Annotated in this window: 17 protein-coding genes and 1 pseudogene; 5 read left to right on the top strand and 13 right to left on the bottom strand. The window is 72.3% G+C overall.

What is annotated here, in order from left to right:
* Positions 1-60: 60 nt before the first annotated feature.
* From BJ961_RS25895 to BJ961_RS25865, 7 genes are all read right to left on the bottom strand, one after another.
* Positions 61-816 carry an SDR family oxidoreductase gene (locus BJ961_RS25895; RefSeq protein ID WP_271415196.1) on the bottom strand — a complete coding sequence of 252 codons (756 nt, stop codon included), beginning with the start codon at positions 814-816 and terminating at the stop codon, positions 61-63.
* A gap of 5 nt (positions 817-821) precedes the next feature.
* The gene (locus tag BJ961_RS25890) at positions 822-2,609 is read right to left on the bottom strand and encodes a glycoside hydrolase family 15 protein (RefSeq protein WP_271415195.1); all 1,788 of its coding nucleotides are present in this window, start codon (positions 2,607-2,609) and stop codon (positions 822-824) included.
* Positions 2,610-2,663: 54 nt separating this feature from the next.
* Complete coding sequence (locus BJ961_RS25885) at positions 2,664-3,455, bottom strand: SURF1 family cytochrome oxidase biogenesis protein (RefSeq protein ID WP_271415194.1); 792 nt, start codon at positions 3,453-3,455, stop codon at positions 2,664-2,666.
* Positions 3,456-3,550: 95 nt separating this feature from the next.
* Entirely contained in the window at positions 3,551-3,784 is a 234-nt protein-coding gene (locus tag BJ961_RS25880; protein WP_271415193.1) for a hypothetical protein, read from the bottom strand.
* A 120-nt stretch (positions 3,785-3,904) separates the two neighbouring features.
* Positions 3,905-4,897: a DEDDh family exonuclease gene (locus BJ961_RS25875; protein ID WP_271415192.1), complete on the bottom strand. Its 993-nt coding sequence runs from the start codon at positions 4,895-4,897 to the stop codon at positions 3,905-3,907.
* Positions 4,898-5,025: 128 nt separating this feature from the next.
* Positions 5,026-6,042 carry a CopD family protein gene (locus tag BJ961_RS25870; RefSeq protein WP_271415191.1) on the bottom strand — a complete coding sequence of 339 codons (1,017 nt, stop codon included), beginning with the start codon at positions 6,040-6,042 and terminating at the stop codon, positions 5,026-5,028.
* Positions 6,043-6,105: 63 nt separating this feature from the next.
* Complete coding sequence (locus tag BJ961_RS25865; protein ID WP_271415190.1) at positions 6,106-6,366, bottom strand: hypothetical protein; 261 nt, start codon at positions 6,364-6,366, stop codon at positions 6,106-6,108.
* A gap of 98 nt (positions 6,367-6,464) precedes the next feature.
* Between BJ961_RS25865 and BJ961_RS25860 the strand changes: the two genes are divergently transcribed.
* Positions 6,465-6,812, top strand: coding sequence for a hypothetical protein (locus tag BJ961_RS25860; RefSeq protein WP_271415189.1), 348 nt, complete (start codon positions 6,465-6,467; stop codon positions 6,810-6,812).
* Here the strand turns inward: BJ961_RS25860 and BJ961_RS25855 are convergent.
* Positions 6,767-8,304, bottom strand: a pseudogene (locus BJ961_RS25855) (S8 family peptidase). The gene BJ961_RS25860 and the pseudogene BJ961_RS25855 sit on opposite strands and share 46 nt — an antisense overlap.
* Before the next feature lie 401 nt (positions 8,305-8,705).
* On the opposite strand from BJ961_RS25855, the gene BJ961_RS25850 reads away from it, so the two are divergent.
* The 3 genes from BJ961_RS25850 (at position 8,706) to moaA (ending at position 11,873) form a co-directional block, all read left to right on the top strand.
* Positions 8,706-9,062, top strand: a complete 357-nt coding sequence (locus BJ961_RS25850; protein WP_271415188.1) for a DUF485 domain-containing protein — start codon at positions 8,706-8,708, stop codon at positions 9,060-9,062.
* Positions 9,059-10,693, top strand: a complete 1,635-nt coding sequence (locus BJ961_RS25845; RefSeq protein ID WP_271415187.1) for a solute symporter family protein — start codon at positions 9,059-9,061, stop codon at positions 10,691-10,693. Before BJ961_RS25850 ends, BJ961_RS25845 begins: the two co-directional genes overlap by 4 nt.
* 190 nt (positions 10,694-10,883) lie before the next feature.
* The gene (gene moaA, locus BJ961_RS25840; protein WP_271415186.1) at positions 10,884-11,873 is read left to right on the top strand and encodes a GTP 3',8-cyclase MoaA; all 990 of its coding nucleotides are present in this window, start codon (positions 10,884-10,886) and stop codon (positions 11,871-11,873) included.
* A gap of 12 nt (positions 11,874-11,885) precedes the next feature.
* Here moaA and BJ961_RS25835 read toward each other — a convergent pair whose 3' ends face one another.
* Positions 11,886-12,116: a hypothetical protein gene (locus tag BJ961_RS25835; RefSeq protein WP_271415185.1), complete on the bottom strand. Its 231-nt coding sequence runs from the start codon at positions 12,114-12,116 to the stop codon at positions 11,886-11,888.
* Between the two features lie 221 nt (positions 12,117-12,337).
* Positions 12,338-12,736, bottom strand: coding sequence for a DUF3099 domain-containing protein (locus tag BJ961_RS25830; RefSeq protein WP_271415184.1), 399 nt, complete (start codon positions 12,734-12,736; stop codon positions 12,338-12,340).
* A 263-nt stretch (positions 12,737-12,999) separates the two neighbouring features.
* Here BJ961_RS25830 and BJ961_RS25825 point away from each other — a divergent pair, with 263 nt between their 5' ends.
* Positions 13,000-13,281 carry a GlsB/YeaQ/YmgE family stress response membrane protein gene (locus BJ961_RS25825; RefSeq protein ID WP_271415183.1) on the top strand — a complete coding sequence of 94 codons (282 nt, stop codon included), beginning with the start codon at positions 13,000-13,002 and terminating at the stop codon, positions 13,279-13,281.
* Positions 13,282-13,369: 88 nt separating this feature from the next.
* Here BJ961_RS25825 and tyrS read toward each other — a convergent pair whose 3' ends face one another.
* The 3 genes from tyrS to BJ961_RS25810 form a co-directional block, all read right to left on the bottom strand.
* A complete protein-coding gene (tyrS, locus tag BJ961_RS25820; RefSeq protein ID WP_271415182.1) occupies positions 13,370-14,638 on the bottom strand; it encodes a tyrosine--tRNA ligase in 1,269 nt (422 codons plus the stop codon).
* A gap of 78 nt (positions 14,639-14,716) precedes the next feature.
* Positions 14,717-16,114 (bottom strand): metallopeptidase TldD-related protein, encoded by a 1,398-nt coding sequence (locus BJ961_RS25815; RefSeq protein ID WP_271415181.1) that lies wholly within the window; start codon positions 16,112-16,114, stop codon positions 14,717-14,719.
* Entirely contained in the window at positions 16,111-17,634 is a 1,524-nt protein-coding gene (locus tag BJ961_RS25810; RefSeq protein WP_271415180.1) for a TldD/PmbA family protein, read from the bottom strand. Before BJ961_RS25810 ends, BJ961_RS25815 begins: the two co-directional genes overlap by 4 nt.
* Between the last annotated feature and the right edge of the window lie 49 nt (positions 17,635-17,683).

Genomic DNA, 17,683 nt, shown 5'->3' with positions numbered 1-17,683 from the left:
CCGGGCCGTGCCGGGGCCCGGGTCACCGGCGCCCCCGCTCCGGACCGTGGCCGAACGGCGTCAGAACCCGTGCCGTACGCCGCCGTCCACCGGCAGCATCACGCCCGTGACGTAGGACGCCGCGGGGGAGAGGAGGAACGCCGCCGCGCGGCCGAACTCCTCCGGGGCGCCGTAGCGGCGCAGCGGGATGCGGGACTCGGCGGCCGTCCTGGTCGCCCCGGGGTCGGCGGACAGGCCGTCCAGCTCACGCACCCGGTCGGTGTCGATCCGCCCCGGCAGCAGACCGACGACGCGGATGCCGTGCGGGCCCAGCTCGTCGGCGAGGGACTTGGCGAAGCCGGCCAGCCCGGGCCGCAGACCGTTGGAGATGGTCAGGCCGGGGATCGGCTCGTGCACCGAGCCCGACAGCACGAAGCCCACCACCCCGCCCTCGCCCAGCTCGGCCGCCGCAGTCCGGGCCAGCCGCACCGCACCCAGGAACACCGACTCGAACGCCGACTGCCACTGCTCGTCCGTGTTGTCGCCGACGAACCCGGGCGGCGGTCCGCCCACACTGATCAGTACGCCGTCGAAGCGGCCGAAACGCTCCCGGGCCGTCGCGACCAGCCGCGCGGCGGCGGCCGGGTCGGCGTTGTCCGCGGCCACCCCCACCACGTCCGGGCCCAGTGCCGCCGCGGCGTCCGCGACGCTCTTCTCGTCCCGGCCGGTGACGACCACCTTCGCCCCGTCGGCGACCAGCTCGCGCGCGGCGGCGTTGCCCAGGCCCCGGGTGGCCCCCGTGACGACGTACACCCGGTCCTTCAGTCCAAGATCCATGCCCCCTATCCTGCCCCCTCCTCCCCGAACAGGGCGAGGGCCGTGTTCACCAGGCCGACATGGCTGAAGGCCTGCGGGAAGTTGCCCAGCTGGCGTCCGGCCACCGGGTCGTACTCCTCCGCCAGCAGCCCCACGTCGTTGCCGAGGCCCACCAGCCGCTCGAAGAGGTCCCGCGCCTCCTTCGTCCGGCCGATCGCGTGCAGCGCGTCCGCGTACCAGAACGAGCACACCAGGAACGTCCCCTCGCCACCCGGCAGCCCGTCCACCGGCGGGCCCTCGGTGCTGTAGCGGCGCACCAGGCCGTCCCGGGTCAGCTCCGCGCCGATCGCGTCGACCGTGCCGACCACCCGCGGGTCGTCCGGCGGCAGGAATCCCACACGAGGGACGAGCAGCAGCGAGGCGTCCAGCTCGCGTGAGCCGTAGTACTGGGTGAAGGTGTCGCGCTCCGGGTCGTACCCCTTCTCGCACACCTCTCGGTGCACCTCGTCACGCAGCGCGCGCCAGCCGTCGAGGTCTCCGCCGCCCAGTTCGGGGTGCGCCTCCAGCGTGCGCACCGCCCGGTCCAGCGCCACCCACGTCATCACCTTCGAGTGCACGAACTGCCGGCGCCCGCCGCGCACCTCCCACAGCCCCTCGTCGGGCTCCCGCCACGCGGTGGCCAGGAACTCCATCAGGGCGCACTGCAGCTCCCACATCTGCGGCCGCGGCCGCATGCCCGCCAGCCGGGCCAGCGACAGGGAGTCCATGACCTCGCCGTACACGTCCAGCTGGAGCTGGTTGACCGCGTCGTTGCCGATGCGTACGGGAGTGGACCCGGCGAAGCCGGACAGCCACGGCAGCTCGAACTCGGGCAGCCGGCGCTCGCCCGCGACGCCGTACATGATCTGCAGGTCCGCCGGGTTGCCCGCGACCGCGCGCAGCAGCCAGTCGCGCCACGCCTCGGCCTCCTCCAGGTACCCGGCCGACAGCAGGGCGCCCAGGGTGAGGGTGGAGTCGCGCAGCCAGCAGAAGCGGTAGTCCCAGTTGCGCACGCCGCCCGGCTCCTCGGGCAGCGAGGCGCTGGGCGCGGCCACGATGCCGCCGGTCGGCTTGTAGGTGAGCGCCTTCAACGTGATCAGGGAGCGCACGACGGCGTCCCGGTGCGGGCCCTCGTAACGGCAGCGCGCGGCCCACTCGCGCCAGTCCTCGACACTGTGCTCCAGCGACATGTACGGGTCGACCAGCGGCGGGCGGGGCTCGTGCGAGGGGTGCCAGGTGAGTACGAACGCGACCTTCTCGCCCGCGGCGACGGTGAACTCCGCGTGCGTCCCGAAGTCCTGGCCCCAGCTGTGCACCTCCGGCTCGCTGCGCAGCCACGCCGAGTCCGGTCCGGCGACCGCCACCCGGTGGCCGTCGGCCCGGCGCACCCACGGGACGACCGAGCCGTAGTCGAAGCGCAGCCGGAGCACGCTGTGCATGGTGACCTCGCCGCTCAGGCCCTCCACCACCCGGACGAGGTCGGGGGCGCGGTCGCGCTGCGGCATCAGGTCGGTGACCCGGACCGCACCGTCCTCGGTCTCCCACTCGGTGTCCAGGACGAGGGTGTCCGGTCGGTAGGCGCGTCGCGTGCAGCGTTCGGCGCCCTTGGGGGCGATGCGCCAGTGGCCGTTGTCGTCGTCGCCCAGCAGCCTGGCGAAGCAGGCGGCCGAGTCGAAGCGGGGCAGGCACAGCCAGTCCACGGAGCCGTCCGTGCCGACCAGGGCGGCGGTCTGCTGGTCGCCGATGAGCGCGTAGTCCTCGATATGGGGGTGCACGGGGTCTCGTCTTCCCGACCGGCGGCGGAGCAATCGGATCCGCTCGCGCGCCCCCTAGACCGCGGCGGGTTCCGTCCGCGTCGGCTCCACGTTCTCGGCGGCCTCCCGGTCGCGCTGCTCGCGGCGGACCAGGAACCACCAGCCGACCGGTACGGCCGCGGCGAACAGCCACCACTGGATGGCGTACGCGAAGTTCAGCGCGGCGTTCTCGTTGCCCGGCCTGCCGATCGGCTCCGGCGTGTCGCCCTTCGGCTCCGGCGTCTTCAGGACGACGTAACCGCCGAGCACCGGGGCGCCCAGGCGCTCGGCCTGCTGCTCGCTGCTGATGAGCATGATCTGCCGGTCCGGCAGGCCCTCGAGGTCCTTGATGCCGCTCGCCTCGGTCGTCTCGTCGGGCATCAGCCGGCCGGTGACGGTGATCTCGCCGCGGGGCGGCGCGGGGACGTCCGGGTACTCCGTCTGGCTCGGGCCGTCCGCGGGGATCCAGCCCCGGTTGACCAGCATCACCTTGCCGTCGTCCAGCACGAACGGGGTCAGTACGTGGTAGCCGATGTTGTCGTCGGCGTCGGTGCGGCGGCGGACGACGACCTCGTGGTCCGTGTCGAAACGGCCCTTCGCGGTCACGGTCCGGTACCGCTCACGCGTGGTGATCTTCTCGCCGGGAGCGGTCAGCGACTCCGCGGCCACCGGCGCCGCCTCGAGCGCTCGCGCGACCAGGTCGTTGCGGGCCGTGCGTTCCTCGTAGCGGTGCATCTGCCAGAAGCCCAGCCAGATCATCGTGGGGATGAGCAGCACGGCGAGCAGCGTGAGGATCACCCACTGGCGGGACAAGAGGAAGCGGTACACGCGTCGACGGTACCTTGGCCGGGATCGGCCCTCGCGGGGAGGTCCCCGCGAAGGCCGTGACCCCGCGTCGGTGAACCGGCGGTCGCGCGCAGCGCTCAGACCTTGTCGACGACGCCCGCCCTCCCCTCCGCGCGGGCGCAGTGGGCGCCGCAGAACCAGTGCCCCTCGACCTCCACGCCCTGGCCGATGATCTGCACCCGGCAGTGCTCGCAGATCGGGGCCATGCGGTGGATCGCGCAGGAGAAGCAGTCGAAGACGTGCACCGCTCCCTGGGCGTGGACCTCGAAGGACATTCCGTAGTTGTTGCCGCAGACTTCACATGTCGCCATGCGCCACAGGGTGGGCCGTCGGCGCGGCGTCGGCGAGCGGGCGGCGGGCGAGTCGCCCGGAATCACCCGTCCGTACGGCTCGCCGCCCCGGGGCCGCTCAGGCTTCCGCGGCCCGGGTCCTCACGCCTCGGCGTCCGCGGGCTCGACGTCGCCGAGGAGTTGACCGAACGCCGCCTCGTCCACCACCGGTGTGCCGAACTGGCGGGCCTTGACCACCTTGGAGGTGCCCGAGTCCGGGTCGTTGGTGACCAGCAGGCTGGTCAGCCGGGACAGGCTGGTGGCGACGTGCAGCCCGGCCTCGGTCGCGCGGTCCTCCAGGAGGTCCCGCTCGACCGAGGTGTCACCCGAGAAGGCGACCCGCATGCCCTGCTTGAGGCGTTTGCCCGCTTCGTACCGTCCCGGATTGGGATGGGGGCATGCGGGCCTTTTGCGGGAGGGTCGCCAACTGTTCGGCCGGTAGCCGCCGTAGCCCGCCTGCTGTCCGATCCGGGGCGCGGGCCGGTCCGCCCACTCGGTCAGCGGCCGGCACTCGTGCAGCGGCAGCCGCACCTCGCCGGCCGCGGCGGCGAGCAGGCTCGGCCGGAACGCCTCCGCCAGCACCCGCGCGTCGTCCAGCGCGTGGTGCGCGCGCTGCTGTACGACACCGAAGTGCGCGGCCAGCGACTCCAGCTTGTGGTTGGGCAGCGGCAGGTCCAGCGCCTTGGACAGGGCGATGGTGCACAGCCGTTGCCGCACCGGAGCCTCGCGCTCCGCGCGCGCGTACTCCCGGGCGATCATCTGCCAGTCGAAGACGGCGTTGTGCGCGACCAGGACCCGTCCGTCGAGCCGGGCCGCGAACTCCTCGGCCACGTCCGGGAAGAGCGGCGCGTCCCGCAGCACGTCGCTCGTCAGACCGTGTATCCACACCGGCCCCGGATCGCGCTGCGGATTGACCAGGGTGTACCAGTGGTCCTCGACCTCGCCGCGGGCGTCCAGCCGGTAGACGGCCGCGGAGATGATGCGGTCGTCGCGGGCCAGGCCGGTGGTCTCCACGTCGACGACCGCGTACCCCTGCGGGTACGCGGCCGGCCACGCCGTGGCGGACGGCGCTGCGGTCGTGCGGTCTTCGAGCATGGTCAATGAGGATACGGGCCGGGACCGACACTCCGGTCCCTCAGGTGCCCCGTGCCGCCAAACTCCCCGCGGCCGAGGAGCGTTGAGGACCGGCGCGGGGGCCGCGCCGCCGGGGACGGCGCGGAGGGTCACCAGCGGATCGGTACCGGAAGGGCCGTCAGGAGCCCCGACACCGCGACCACCACCCCCAGCACCACCACCTCCGCGCGCGCGGGCGAGCAGGCGGTCAGCGGGTCGGCCGCACGGCCCAGCCGGATCCTGGCCCACAGGGCGAGGGCGGCGACGGCGGCCACCAGGAGCACCTTGGCGAGCAGGACCCGCCCGTACGCCGTGTCCGTCAGCTGGTCCACGATCGTGCCCGCGGGCATCCGGCGCAGCGAACTGCACACCCCGGTCGCCGTGAGGGCGGCCAGCAGAACGGCCGCCACGCGCGCGTAGAGGCCCAGCAGAGCCGGCCCCGCCTTTGCCCCCTCCGCTCCCCGCCACCGCCGCAGGATCCGCAGCGCGTACAGCAGACCGCCCGCCCACAGCGCTGCGCACGTCAGATGGACGAGTGTCAGAGCGGAGCCGAGCAGCGGGCTGTACTCGGTCGTGGGGTGCGCGCGCAGCGCGTCCGCGACGATCACGGCGGCCAGCGGCCACACCTGGAGTCCGGGCCGCCGCGAGCCCGCGCACAGCCAGGCCGCGAGGAACCCGTTGACCTCCAGGAGCGCGAGCTTGCCGTCCCGGGACTCGTAGAGGCCGCCGACGTCGACGGCGGCCGCGCTGTCCGGCACCAGATTGCCCGTGGCCACCACCGAGGCCAGCCCCAGCGCGGCGACGAAACCGGCGGCGGCCGCGTACGGCGACCAACTGCGGGGCCGGTCGGGCGGAGCGCCGGGCAGCGACCGGGCCAGCCGGTGGACGAGGAGTTCGCCGAGCGGCACGCTCAGCGCGGCGAAGAGCACCGTGCGCAGCAGGGCGATGCCGCCGGTGCCGGGCGCCTCGGCCTCCCCGGTGCCGTGCAGGGCGGGGGACGGGCCGAGCACGGGTATCAGCGCGGCGAGCGCCACCAGCACGAGTACGGCCACGGTCCGGCCGGTGCCGGAGGGCCGGGAATGGCGCCCGGTCTCGGTGGTCCGGGACGGGGGTCGTATCGAGGTCACCCCAGGATCTTCACCAAGTCACCAGATCCGGGCAAGTTCCGGCGAACGGCCGGTGCCCCGGCGTCACGAGCCCGGTGCCGCGCCCGTCCCCTCCGGCCCCTGTGCTTCCCGGGCCTCCTGCGGGCGGGAAGCGGCGGACCACCACAGCCGCACCTCCTCGCGCACGTCCGTGGGCCGCAGCTCCCACCCCTGGGCGAGGGCGACTTCGGCGACGTACCGCCCGCCCGCGCCCCGGTAGACACGCCGGGGTGTCGCGCACTCCACGGGCGGCCGCGGTTTCTTCGGCTCGCGCGGTGCGCGGGCCCGGGCGGTCCAGGCTCCCACCGCCCTGTCCACCCGCGCCCGGTAGTGGGCGGCGCCCCCCGTGCCGCAGCTCCGGCCGACTCACACACCAGGAGCCCAGCCGCGCGATGCCGCCGAGGGTGTCGTCCACGAACCTCAGGCAGCCGCGTTCGAAGCCCTCGCTGACCGCCGCGATGGCGTCGGCGAACAGGCCGACCGCGAAGAGCACGGCGGCCACGGCCGGCCAGAGCACGCACAGCGGCGTCAAGAACACCAGGGTGGCGGCGAAGGCCAGGATCAACCGCCCGCGCGGGCGCACCGGTTCGGGCGCCCAGGTGGCGGGGTCCTCGGACGTGTCCATGACGAAGATGCTGCCGCACGGCGGGTGCGGCGGGCCGAGGGGGACCCGGACCGCCGCACCGGCGTCACGCGCGTGTACCGGCTACCAGCGCACCGCGTCCAGCGCGTCGGCCATGCCCCAGCCGTAGAAGCCGTTGCGGTTCTTCGAGCCCTCGCACACCGCGTCGACCTTGCCGTCGCCGTCGATGTCGTACGGCTTGGTGCACGGCGTCGCGTCGGCCTGGGCGTACAGCAGCGCCTTCACCATGGCCGGGGAGGCGTGCGGGTGCGTCGACTTGATCAGCGCGGCGACGCCCGCGACGTGCGGCGACGCCATCGACGTACCGGCCATGTAGCCCCACTTGCCGCCGGGCAGCGTGCCCAGGATCAGTCCGCTGGTGGCGGGCGGCGCGGGCGTCTGGTAGGCCGTCGAGTCGCCGCCGGGCGCGGCGATGTCGATGACGCCCAGACCGTGGTTGGAGAAGGACGACTTGAGGCCCTTGGCGCCGGTCGCCGCGACCGTCACGACGCCCGGCAGCTGGGTCGGGATGTCGAGGCACTTCGACGGGTCGACCGTCCGGTCGCCGGGCGTGGTGTCGTTCGGCGAGGACGGGTCGGTGATCTCGTCGGAGGCCAGGTCGTAGTTCTCGTTGCCGGCCGCGGCGACGTTGACCGCGCCCTTCTTCTCCGCGTACCGCGAGGCCCGGGAGACGGCCTCGACGAGCGCCTTCTGGTCCGGGTCGTCCTTGCAGTTGAAGTACCACGGGTCGGTGTAGTAGCTGTTGTTGGTCACGTCGACGTCGTGCTCGGCCGCCCACATGAAGCCGCAGACCACGGCCTCCGCGTAGAAGAAGCCGTCGGGGTTGCCGACCTTGATGCCGGAGACCTTGACGCCGGGCGCCACACCGGTCATGCCGATGCCGTTCTTGGCGGCGGCTATCTCCCCGGCCACGTGGGTGCCGTGCGGGCTCTCCGCCGCGCTCGGCCGCCAGGCACCGTCGGTGGTGTCCGGCTTGCCCGCGACGCAGTTGACGGACGCCTCGCGGTCGAAGTTCGGGGCGATGTCCGGGTGGGTGTCGTCGACGCCGGTGTCGATGACGGCGACGGTGACCTTCTTGCTGCCCAGCGTCTTCTCGTGCGCCTTGTCCGCCTTGATGGCGGGCAGGTCCCACTGCAGCGACTCCAGCGGGTCCTGGCCCTCGGCCGTCGCGGAGGTGGCCTGGGCGGCGGCCAGTTCCCTGCCGCTCAGCACCTGCGGGGCGCCCGTGTCGGTGGTGGCGGCCGAGGGCAGCGGAGCGGTGCGGGTGGCACCGGCCGACTGCACGCCGCGCACCTTGCGGACGCTCTGGGCGAAGTCGGGGTTCGCGGAGTGGACGACGATCACGCCGATCCGGCCGTACGACGTCACGATCGTGCCGCCCGCCTTGGCTATCGCACGCCGCACGGTGGCCGAAGGACGGTGCCCGGGGGAGACGTTGACGACGTAGCTGAGCGAGGTCGCGTCCGCCGAGGCCGAGGGCGCGGCCTCGGCCGCCGGGGCGCGGCGGCCGGGGTGCCCGGCAGGAGCGCGAGCGACGCGGCCACGGCCAGACCGGCCGGGATCGCGAGGGCGCGGCGGTGACGCGGGTGAGGTGCGGTCATGCGTGCTGTCTCCAGTCCGTCGGGAAGCTCGGGAAACTCTTGCTGCACGACCCCTCCACGCCCGGTGCGACCGGCGCCGCGAGAACGAGCCCGCGTCTGGAGCGCGGGGCACTCGGGAAACGCAGATGATCCATGGGGTCTCCACATCATCCGGCAAACGGCACCTGCCCGGAACACGGGTGACGGCTCGGGCAGGTACATGACGTAGTGGTGCAGGGTGAAGCTATCCCCCGAAGTCGCTGGCCAGCAATGACCTGCCGAGGGTGACTTCGGAAAGTGCCGGGGGCGTTGAACCGGTCCCCGCGGGGTTCCGTGTCGTTGGGCAGGGAGCCCGAGCACGATCGGTTCCCTGCGAGAACAGCGAGGTCCAAGCCGTCATGTCCGTCGTACGAGGAGACTCCGTGGCCACCGACGCACCGCCCCCCTCGAAAGAGGAACACCGACTCCCCTCCGCCGAGGAGTTCTCCGAAGTGCAGCAGAGCGCCGAGTTCGCCGAACTGCGCCGCTCCTTCCGCTCCTTCGCGTTTCCGCTGACCGTCGCCTTCGTGGCCTGGTACCTGCTGTACGTACTGCTGTCGAACTACGCCGGCGGCTTCATGGGCACCAAGCTCTTCGGCAACATCAACGTCGCCTTCGTCTTCGGCATCGCCCAGTTCGTCACCACGTTCCTCATCGCCTGGTGGTACTCGCGGCACGCCGCCGCGAAGCTCGACCCCAAGGCCGAGGCCATCAAGACCCGGATGGAGGGCGGCGCATGAGCCCCGCACAGTCCGTACTCGCCGCCGAACTGGCCGCCAACGAGGCCAGCGAGCACCGGCCGCTCATCATCACGCTCTTCGCCGTCTTCGTCCTCGCGACGCTGGGGATCACCGCCTGGGCGGGCCGCCAGACCAAGGACGCCGCCGACTTCTACGCGGGCGGCCGGTCGTTCAGCGCCTTCCAGAACGGCCTCGCCGTCTCCGGCGACTACATGTCGGCCGCGTCCTTCCTCGGCATCGCCGGCGCCATCGCCCTCTTCGGCTACGACGGCTTCCTGTACTCCATCGGCTTCCTGGTCGCCTGGCTGGTCGCCCTGCTCCTGGTCGCCGAGCCGCTGAGGAACTCCGGCCGCTACACGATGGGCGACGTCCTCGCGTACCGCATGCGCCAGCGCCCCGTGCGCACCGCCGCCGGCACCTCCACGATCGTCGTCTCGATCTTCTACCTGCTGGCCCAGATGGCGGGCGCGGGCATCCTCGTCTCGCTGCTGCTCGGCATCACCTCCGACGCCGGCAAGATCCTCATCGTCGCCCTCGTCGGCGTCCTGATGATCGTGTACGTCACGATCGGCGGCATGAAGGGCACCACCTGGGTCCAGATGGTCAAGGCCGTGCTGCTGATCGGCGGCACCATCCTGATCACCTTCCTGGTGCTGCTGAAGTTCGACTTCAACATCTCCGACCTGCTCGGCAAGGCCGCGGACAACAGCGGTGCGGGCGCCGCCTTCCTGGAACCCGGCCTCCAGTACGGCGCGAGCGGCACCACCAAGCTCGACTTCATCTCCCTGGGCATCGCCCTGGTGCTCGGCACCGCCGGCCTGCCGCACATCCTCATCCGCTTCTACACGGTGCCCAACGCCAAGGCCGCCCGTAAGTCCGTCAACTGGGCGATCGGCATCATCGGCGCCTTCTACCTGATGACCATCGCCCTCGGCTTCGGCGCCGCCGCCCTCATCGGGAAGGACGAGATCATCGCGTCCAACCCGTCCGGCAACACGGCGGCGCCGCTGCTCGCGCTGCACGTGGGCGGCGTCGACTCGGCCTGGGGCGCGATCCTGCTCGCCACGATCTCGGCGGTGGCCTTCGCGACCATCCTCGCCGTCGTCGCGGGCCTCACCCTCGCCTCGTCCTCGTCCTTCGCGCACGACATCTACGCCAACGTCATCCGCAGGGGCCAGGCCACCGAGAAGGAGGAGATGAAGGCCGCCCGCTGGGCGACCGTCTTCATCGGCATCGTCTCCATCGCGCTCGGCGCCCTCGCCCGCGACCTGAACGTGGCCGGCCTGGTCGCGCTGGCCTTCGCGGTCGCTGCGTCCGCCAACCTGCCGACGATCCTCTACAGCCTGTTCTGGAAGAGGTTCACCACCCAGGGCGCCCTGTGGTCGATCTACGGCGGCCTGATCGTCGCCGTCGGCCTGGTGCTGTTCTCGCCGGTCGTCTCCGGCGACCCGAAGGCGATGTTCCCGGACGTCGACTTCGCCTGGTTCCCGCTGAAGAACCCCGGCATCATCTCCATCCCGTTCGGCTTCCTGATGGGCTGGCTCGGCACGGTCCTGTCGAAGGAGGAGCCCGACAAGGCGAAGTACGCGGAGCTGGAGGTCCGGTCCCTGACCGGCACGGGCGCGCACTGACGTCCCCGCCGGACCCGCAGCGGGCCCCGCGCCCGACCCGCACCGACGCGGCCGCTCGTAGATCCCTACGACGCGGCCGCGTCGCGCGTCGTGGGATCGGGCGGCTGTCGATGTCGGACCGGTCACGTAGGCTCGACTGTGTCGGAGGAGAGAAGTGCTCCACCGATCCGCGTCGAGGGAGGGGGCCCCTGTGCTCATCGACACCTACGGCCGAGTGGCCACCGACCTGAGGGTCTCGCTCACCGACCGCTGCAATCTGCGCTGCACCTACTGCATGCCCGAAGAGGGCCTCCAGTGGCTGGCCAAGCCCGATCTGCTCACGGACGACGAGATCGTCCGCCTCATCGACATCGCGGTCACCTCCCTCGGCATCGACGAAGTCCGCTTCACGGGCGGGGAGCCGCTGCTGCGCCCCGGCCTGGTCGGCATCGTCGAGCGCGTCGCCGCCCTCGCCCGGCGCCCCCGGATGTCGCTGACCACCAACGGCATCGGCCTCAGGCGCACGGCGAGCGCCCTCAAGGCGGCGGGCCTGGACCGGGTCAACGTCTCCCTGGACACCCTGCGCCCGGACGTCTTCAAGACCCTCACCCGCCGGGACCGCCACAAGGACGTCCTGGAGGGCCTGGCGGCCGCCCGCGAGGCCGGTCTCACCCCCGTCAAGGTGAACAGCGTCCTGATGCCGGGACTCAACGACGACGAGGCCCCCGACCTGCTGTCCTGGGCCGTCGAGCACGACTACGAACTGCGCTTCATCGAGCAGATGCCGCTGGACGCCCAGCACGGCTGGAAGCGCGAGGGCATGGTCACCGCCGGTGACATCCTCACCTCCCTGCGCACCCGCTTCGAGCTGACCGCCGAGGGCTCCGAGGAGCGCGGCTCGGCCCCCGCCGAACGCTGGCTCGTGGACGGCGGCCCGCACCGCGTCGGCGTCATCGCCTCCGTCACCCGCCCGTTCTGCTCGGCCTGCGACCGCACCCGTCTGACCGCCGACGGCCAGGTGCGCACCTGTCTGTTCGCCACCGAGGAGACCGACCTGCGTGCCGCCCTGCGCTCCGACGCCCCCGACGAGGAGATCGCCCGCATCTGGCGGCTGGCCATGTGGGGCAAGAAGGCGGGCGCGGGCCTGGACGACCCGACGTTCGTGCAGCCCGACCGGCCGATGTCCGCGATCGGGGGTTAGGCCCCCCCGGGGTCAGGCCCCGCCGGAACCCTCCGGGGCCTCCCACTCGGCGAGCGGCACCACGTCCTTCAGGAACCCCCGCACCCCGAGGAACTGGGACAGATGCTCCCGGTGCTCCTCGCAGGCGATCCACGTCTTGCGACGCTCCGGGGTGTGCAGCTTCGGGTTGTTCCACGCCAGCACCCACACGGCGGGGGTGCGGCAGCCCTTGGCGGAGCAAATCGGGGTGGTTTCGTCACTCACGGTTTCGTCTCACAGGTCCGCACACAAGGCGACGCCGAGCAGCCACGGGGGGAGCTGCCCGGCGTCGGTCTGTCGCTCCGACGGGGGATGCGGAGCGCGTACGAAGTATGTCACGGCTCACCCATCGCTCGGCACCTGAACCACACGATTCATCTGAGCATTTCTTCTGCCTGGCGTGGAATCGACGTCCGCCCGGACGGCGTCTCCGCCACCGCGGACGGTCACGGCCGGCCGCGCGAGTCACCGGCCGCGCCGGGCACCGAGTCGGCTCCCTCGCCCTCCGGGACGGGTTCCGCCGAGCCGTCCTCCGCACGCGACGGCATGATCATCGGCGGGGTCGGCGCCGTCACGAACGTCGACGGCAAAGATGGCGCGTTCTCACGCCCGGCGTTGGCGATCACGACCGCGATGTACGGCAGGGCCGCACCGAGGACCAGGGCCACGATCGCGACGTGCCGTTCCACGTTCCACAGGCAGACCGCGAGGATCACCGACGCCGTGCGGACGGACATCGAGATGATGTACCGGCGCTGCCGGGCGCGCACGTCCTCCTGGAGACCCGTACGGGCCCCGGTGATCCGGAACACCTCGGCGCTGCCGCCGGCACTCTGCTTCCGCATCTGGTTCCACCATCCGCCCGCATCGGACTCTCCCCGCCCCGCTCTGGTCCGCGGCCGCTCGGGGACTCCGGTCCCGGACAACTCCCCACGTTACGCCGCCCCTGCGCCGCTCACGAGAGGGGGGCTGGGTCGGGCGGACCGCGCCGGGTGCGCCGCGCGGCGTAGGCGCCGGTACCCCGTTCGGACGTACGCGGCATGCGCCGTACGCGGTACGGCCGAACACTGGTGGCAATGCTCGCGTAGAGCCGGACGAGGAGGCAGCCATGGGCTGGTTGTGGGCGATCATCGTGGGATTCGTGCTCGGCTTGATCGCCAAGGCGATCATTCCCGGCAAGCAGCACATGCCCCTGTGGCTGACCACCATCTGCGGCATGATCGGCGCGATCATCGGCAACGCGATCGCCCGCGCGGCCGGCGTCGAGGCGACGGCCGGCATCGACTGGTGGCGGCACCTGTTCCAGCTGGTCGCGGCGATCATCGTGGTCGGCCTCGGCGACGCGGCCTACTCGGCGGTACGGGGCAACCGGCGGCGCGAGCGGGCCTGACCCGGCCCCCGGGCCGTCCCGGTACACCGGAGGGGCGGCCCCCGGCAGCCGTGAGGCACCGGGGACCGCCCCTCGCGCGTGCGCCCGCTCAGGCGCCGGTGACCTCCACCGCGGCCAGGTTCTTCTTGCCACGGCGCAGCACCAGCCAGCGCCCGTGCAGCAGGTCCTCCTTGGCGGGGACCGCGTCCTCGCCGGTGACCTTGGCGTTGTTCACGTAGGCGCCGCCCTCCTTCACCGTGCGGCGCGCGGCGGACTTGCTGGCCACCAGGCCGACCTCGGCGAGCAGGTCGACGACCGGGGCGGGCTCGGCGACCCGGACGTGCGGCAGCTCGGAGAGGGCCGCGGCCAGCGTCGCCTCGTCCAGCTCCGCCAGGTCGCCCTGCCCGAAGAGGGCCTTGGACGCGGCGATCACCGCGGCCGTCTGACCGGCGCCGTGCACCAGCGTCGTCAGCTCCTCGGCCAGCGCCCGCTGCGCCGCCCGCGCCTGCGGACGCTCCTCGGTCTGCCGCTCCAGCTCCTCCAGCTCCGCACGGGAGCGGAAGGACAGGATCCGCGAGTACGTCGAGATGTCCCGGTCGTCCACGTTCAGCCAGAACTGGTAGAACGCGTACGGCGTCGTCATCTCCGGGTCGAGCCAGACGGCGCCGCCCTCGGTCTTGCCGAACTTGGTGCCGTCCGCCTTGGTCATCAGCGGCGTCGCGTAGGCGTGGGCCGTGGCGTCCGGCTCCAGGCGGTGCAGCAGGTCAAGGCCGGCCGTGAGGTTGCCCCACTGGTCGCTGCCGCCCTGCTGCATCGTGCAGCCGTACCTCCGGTAGAGCTGGAGGAAGTCCATCGCCTGGAGGAGCTGGTAGCTGAACTCCGTGTAGCTGATGCCCTCGGAGGACTCCAGGCGCCGGGCGACGGAGTCCTTGGTCAGCATCTTGTTGACCCGGAAGTGCTTGCCGATGTCCCGCAGGAACTCGATCGCCGACAGGCCCTCGGTCCAGTCGAGGTTGTTGACCATCACCGCGGCGTTCTCGCCCTCGAAGGACAGGAACGGCTCGATCTGGCCGCGCAGCCGCCGCACCCAGCCCGCGACGGTCTCCGGCGAGTTCAGCGTGCGCTCGGCGGTCGGGCGCGGGTCGCCGATCTGCCCCGTGGCCCCGCCGACCAGCGCCAGCGGCCGGTGCCCGGCCTGCTGGAGGCGGCGCACGGTGAGCACCTGCACCAGGTGCCCCACGTGCAGGGACGGCGCGGTCGGGTCGAAACCGCAATAGAACGTGACGGGACCGTCCGCGAGCGCCTTGCGCAAAGCGTCCTCGTCGGTGGACTGGGCGAACAGCCCGCGCCACTTCAGCTCGTCGACGATGTCCGTCACGTTCTCGTGTCTCCTTGACTGGTCCTGTATCGAGACGTATCGAGTCGTGTCGAGTGGTCTCGCAAATCAGGTACGAGGTTATACGCCCTGACTGACAGAGCTCATATTGAAATCGGGGACCCGCAGCGCGGGCATCGCGGCCCTGGTGAACCAGTCGCCCCACTCCCGCGGCAGCGTCTTCTCGGTCCGCCCCGCCTCCGAAACCCGCCCCAGCAGATCCACCGGCGACTCGTTGAACCGGAAGTTGTTCACCTCGCCGACGACCTCGCCGTGCTCGACGAGGTAGACACCGTCGCGGGTCAGCCCGGTCAGCAGCAGCGTCGCCGGGTCGACCTCGCGGATGTACCACAGGCAGGTCAGCAGCAGCCCGCGCTCCGTGTCCGCGACCATCGTGTCCAGGGACCGGTCGGGGTCGCCGCCGTCCAGGATCAGGTTGCCGCTCGCGGGTGCCACCGGCAGCCCGGTCAGCCCGGCGCCGTGCCGGGTGGTCGTCAGCCGGTGCAGCTCACCGCCCCGGATCCAGTCGGTCGCGGTGACCGGCAGCCCGTTGTCGAACACCGACTGGTCGCCCCCCGAGGAGTGCGCGACCACGAACGGCGCGCACTCCAGACCGGGCTCGTGCGGATCGCTGCGCAGCGTCAGCGGCAGCGCGCCGAGCCGCTCGCCGAGCCGGGTGCCGCCGCCCGGCTCGGAGAACACCGTGCGCCCCTCGACCGCGTCCCGCCCGGACGCCGACCAGTACTGGTAGATCAGCAGGTCCGCGACGGCGGTGGGCGGCAGCAGCGTCTCGTACCGCCCCGCGGGCAGCTCCACCCGCCGCTCGGCCCAGCCCAGGCGTACGGCCAGCTCGGCGTCGAGCGCCGCCGGGTCGACGTCCTTGAAGTCCCGCGTGGCCTGCCCCGCCCACGCCGACCGGGTGCGGTCCGGCGACTTGGCGTTCAGTTCCAGCGTCCCGTTCGGCTGGTCGTGCCGCAGCCTGAGCCCCGTCGACGTGCCCAGGTACGTCGACGTCATCTCGTGGTTGGCGAACCCGTACAGCTCCCGGCCACCCGCACGCGCGCGTGCGAACGCCTCTCCGAGCGCCGGCGCGAAGTCGGCGAACACCGCCGACGAGGTCTCGGCGGGCGCGTCGGCGAAGTCCGGCGCCGCCGCACCGCCCGTGACCAGCGGCTGCGCGTCCTCCGCCGGACCCGCGTCCCGCGCTGCGGCCTCGGCGGCACGCACCAGGGGCTCCAGCTCGTCCACGGTCACGGCCGAACGCGACACCACCCCGGACGCCGTGCCCTGCCGCCCGTTGACGGTGGCGACGACCGTCAGCGTGCGCCCGCGCGTGACGCCGTTGGTGGTGAGCGCGTTGCCCGCCCAGCGCAGGTTGGCGGTGGACTCCTCGTCGGCGATGACGACGCACCCGTCCGCCCGGGACAGCTCCAGCGCCCGCTCGACGATCTCGTGCGGCTTGTTGGTCCCGGCGCTCATCGACCCGCCTCCTGGGTGGTGTTCAAAATGTTGACTCCCTTGAAGAGGGCGGACGGGCAGCCGTGCGAGACGGCCGCGACCTGGCCCGGCTGGGCCTTGCCGCAGTTGAAGGCACCGCCCAGGACATAGGTCTGCGGGCCGCCGACGGCCGCCATGGACCCCCAGAAGTCGGTGGTCGTCGCCTGGTACGCCACGTCCCGCAGCTGACCGGCGAGCCGCCCGTTCTCGATGCGGAAGAACCGCTGACCGGTGAACTGGAAGTTGTATCGCTGCATGTCGATGGACCAGGACCGGTCCCCGACGACGTAGATCCCGCGGTCGACGCCCCCGATCAGATCCTCGGTCGACAACCCGCCCGGATCCGGCCGCAGCGACACGTTGGCCATCCGCTGCACCGGCACGTGGGCGGGGGAGTCGGCATAGGCGCACCCGTTGGACCGCTCGAACCCGGTGAGCCGCGCGATCCGCCGGTCGAGCTGGTAGCCCACCAGCGTGCCGTCCTTCACCAGGTCCCAGGACTGGCCCTCGACACCCTCGTCGTCGTACCCGACGGTCGCCAGCCCGTGCTCGGCGGTGCGGTCGCCGGTGACGTTCATCAGCTCGGAGCCGTAGCGCAGCTTGCCGAGCTGGTCGAAGGTGGCGAAGGAGGTCCCGGCGTAGGCGGCCTCGTAGCCGAGCGCGCGGTCCAGCTCGGTGGCGTGCCCGATGGACTCGTGGATGGTCAGCCACAGGTTCGACGGGTCGACGACCAGGTCGTACAGCCCCGCCTCGACGCTCGGCGCCCGCATCTTCTCCGCCAGCAGCTCCGGAATCCCCTCCAGCTCCGCGTCCCAGTCCCAGCCGGTGCCGGTCAGGTACTCCCAGCCCCGCCCGGCCGGCGGCGCCAGCGTGCGCATGGAGTCGAACTCGCCGCTGGAGTCGTCCACCGACACGGCGGTGAGCACCGGGTGCAGCCGTACCCGCTGCTGCGTCGTCACGGTCCCGGCGGTGTCGGCGTAGAACTTGTTCTCGTGCACGGTGAGCAGCGAGGCGTCCACGTGATCCACCCCGTCGGCCGCCAGCAGCCGCGCGCTCCAGTCGGCCAGCAGCGCCGACTTCTCCGCGTCGGGCACGGTGAAGGGGTCGACGTCGTACGCCGAGACCCAGGTCCGGTCGGCGTGCACGGGCTCACCGGCCAGCTCGACCCTCTCCTCCGACCCGGCCGCCCTGATCACCTGCGCCGACAGCTTCGCCATCGCCACCGCCTGCGAGGCGACCTTGGCGGCGGCGTCCATGGTCAGGTCCACGCCGGACGCGAAACCCCACGTGCCGCCGTGCACCACCCGCACCGCGTACCCGAGGTCGGTGGTGTCCGAGGACCCGGCGGGCCTGGCGTCCCGCAGGCGCCGGGACGCGCTGCGCACCCGCTCCAGGCGGAAGTCGGCGTGCTCCGCGCCGAGGGCACGCGCGCGGGCGAGCGCGGCGTCGGCGAGGGCGCGTAGGGGGAGTGCCGTGAAGGCTTCGTCGATGCTGTGAGGCACCTGCGTCTCTTTCTGTCGACATGACCGGTCGTCTGCCGCGACACCGGGG

It is taken from the genome of Streptomyces lienomycini, assembly GCF_027947595.1.
Taxonomy (GTDB): domain Bacteria; phylum Actinomycetota; class Actinomycetes; order Streptomycetales; family Streptomycetaceae; genus Streptomyces; species Streptomyces lienomycini.
The sequence above is the reverse complement of the archived record's forward strand: the minus strand, read 5'-3'. Positions and strand labels throughout refer to the sequence as shown.

Excerpts from the sequence above, each read along its gene's own strand:
- BJ961_RS25875 (WP_271415192.1), bottom strand. The coding sequence starts at position 4,897 with ATGCTCGAAGACCGCACGACCGCAGCGCCGTCCGCCACGGCGTGGCCG.
- BJ961_RS25830 (WP_271415184.1), bottom strand. The coding sequence starts at position 12,736 with ATGCGGAAGCAGAGTGCCGGCGGCAGCGCCGAGGTGTTCCGGATCACC.
- BJ961_RS25815 (WP_271415181.1), bottom strand. The coding sequence starts at position 16,114 with ATGAGCGCCGGGACCAACAAGCCGCACGAGATCGTCGAGCGGGCGCTG.
- BJ961_RS25880 (WP_271415193.1), bottom strand. The coding sequence starts at position 3,784 with ATGGCGACATGTGAAGTCTGCGGCAACAACTACGGAATGTCCTTCGAG.
- BJ961_RS25825 (WP_271415183.1), top strand. The coding sequence starts at position 13,000 with ATGGGCTGGTTGTGGGCGATCATCGTGGGATTCGTGCTCGGCTTGATC.
- BJ961_RS25845 (WP_271415187.1), top strand. The coding sequence starts at position 9,059 with ATGAGCCCCGCACAGTCCGTACTCGCCGCCGAACTGGCCGCCAACGAG.
- BJ961_RS25895 (WP_271415196.1), bottom strand. The coding sequence starts at position 816 with ATGGATCTTGGACTGAAGGACCGGGTGTACGTCGTCACGGGGGCCACC.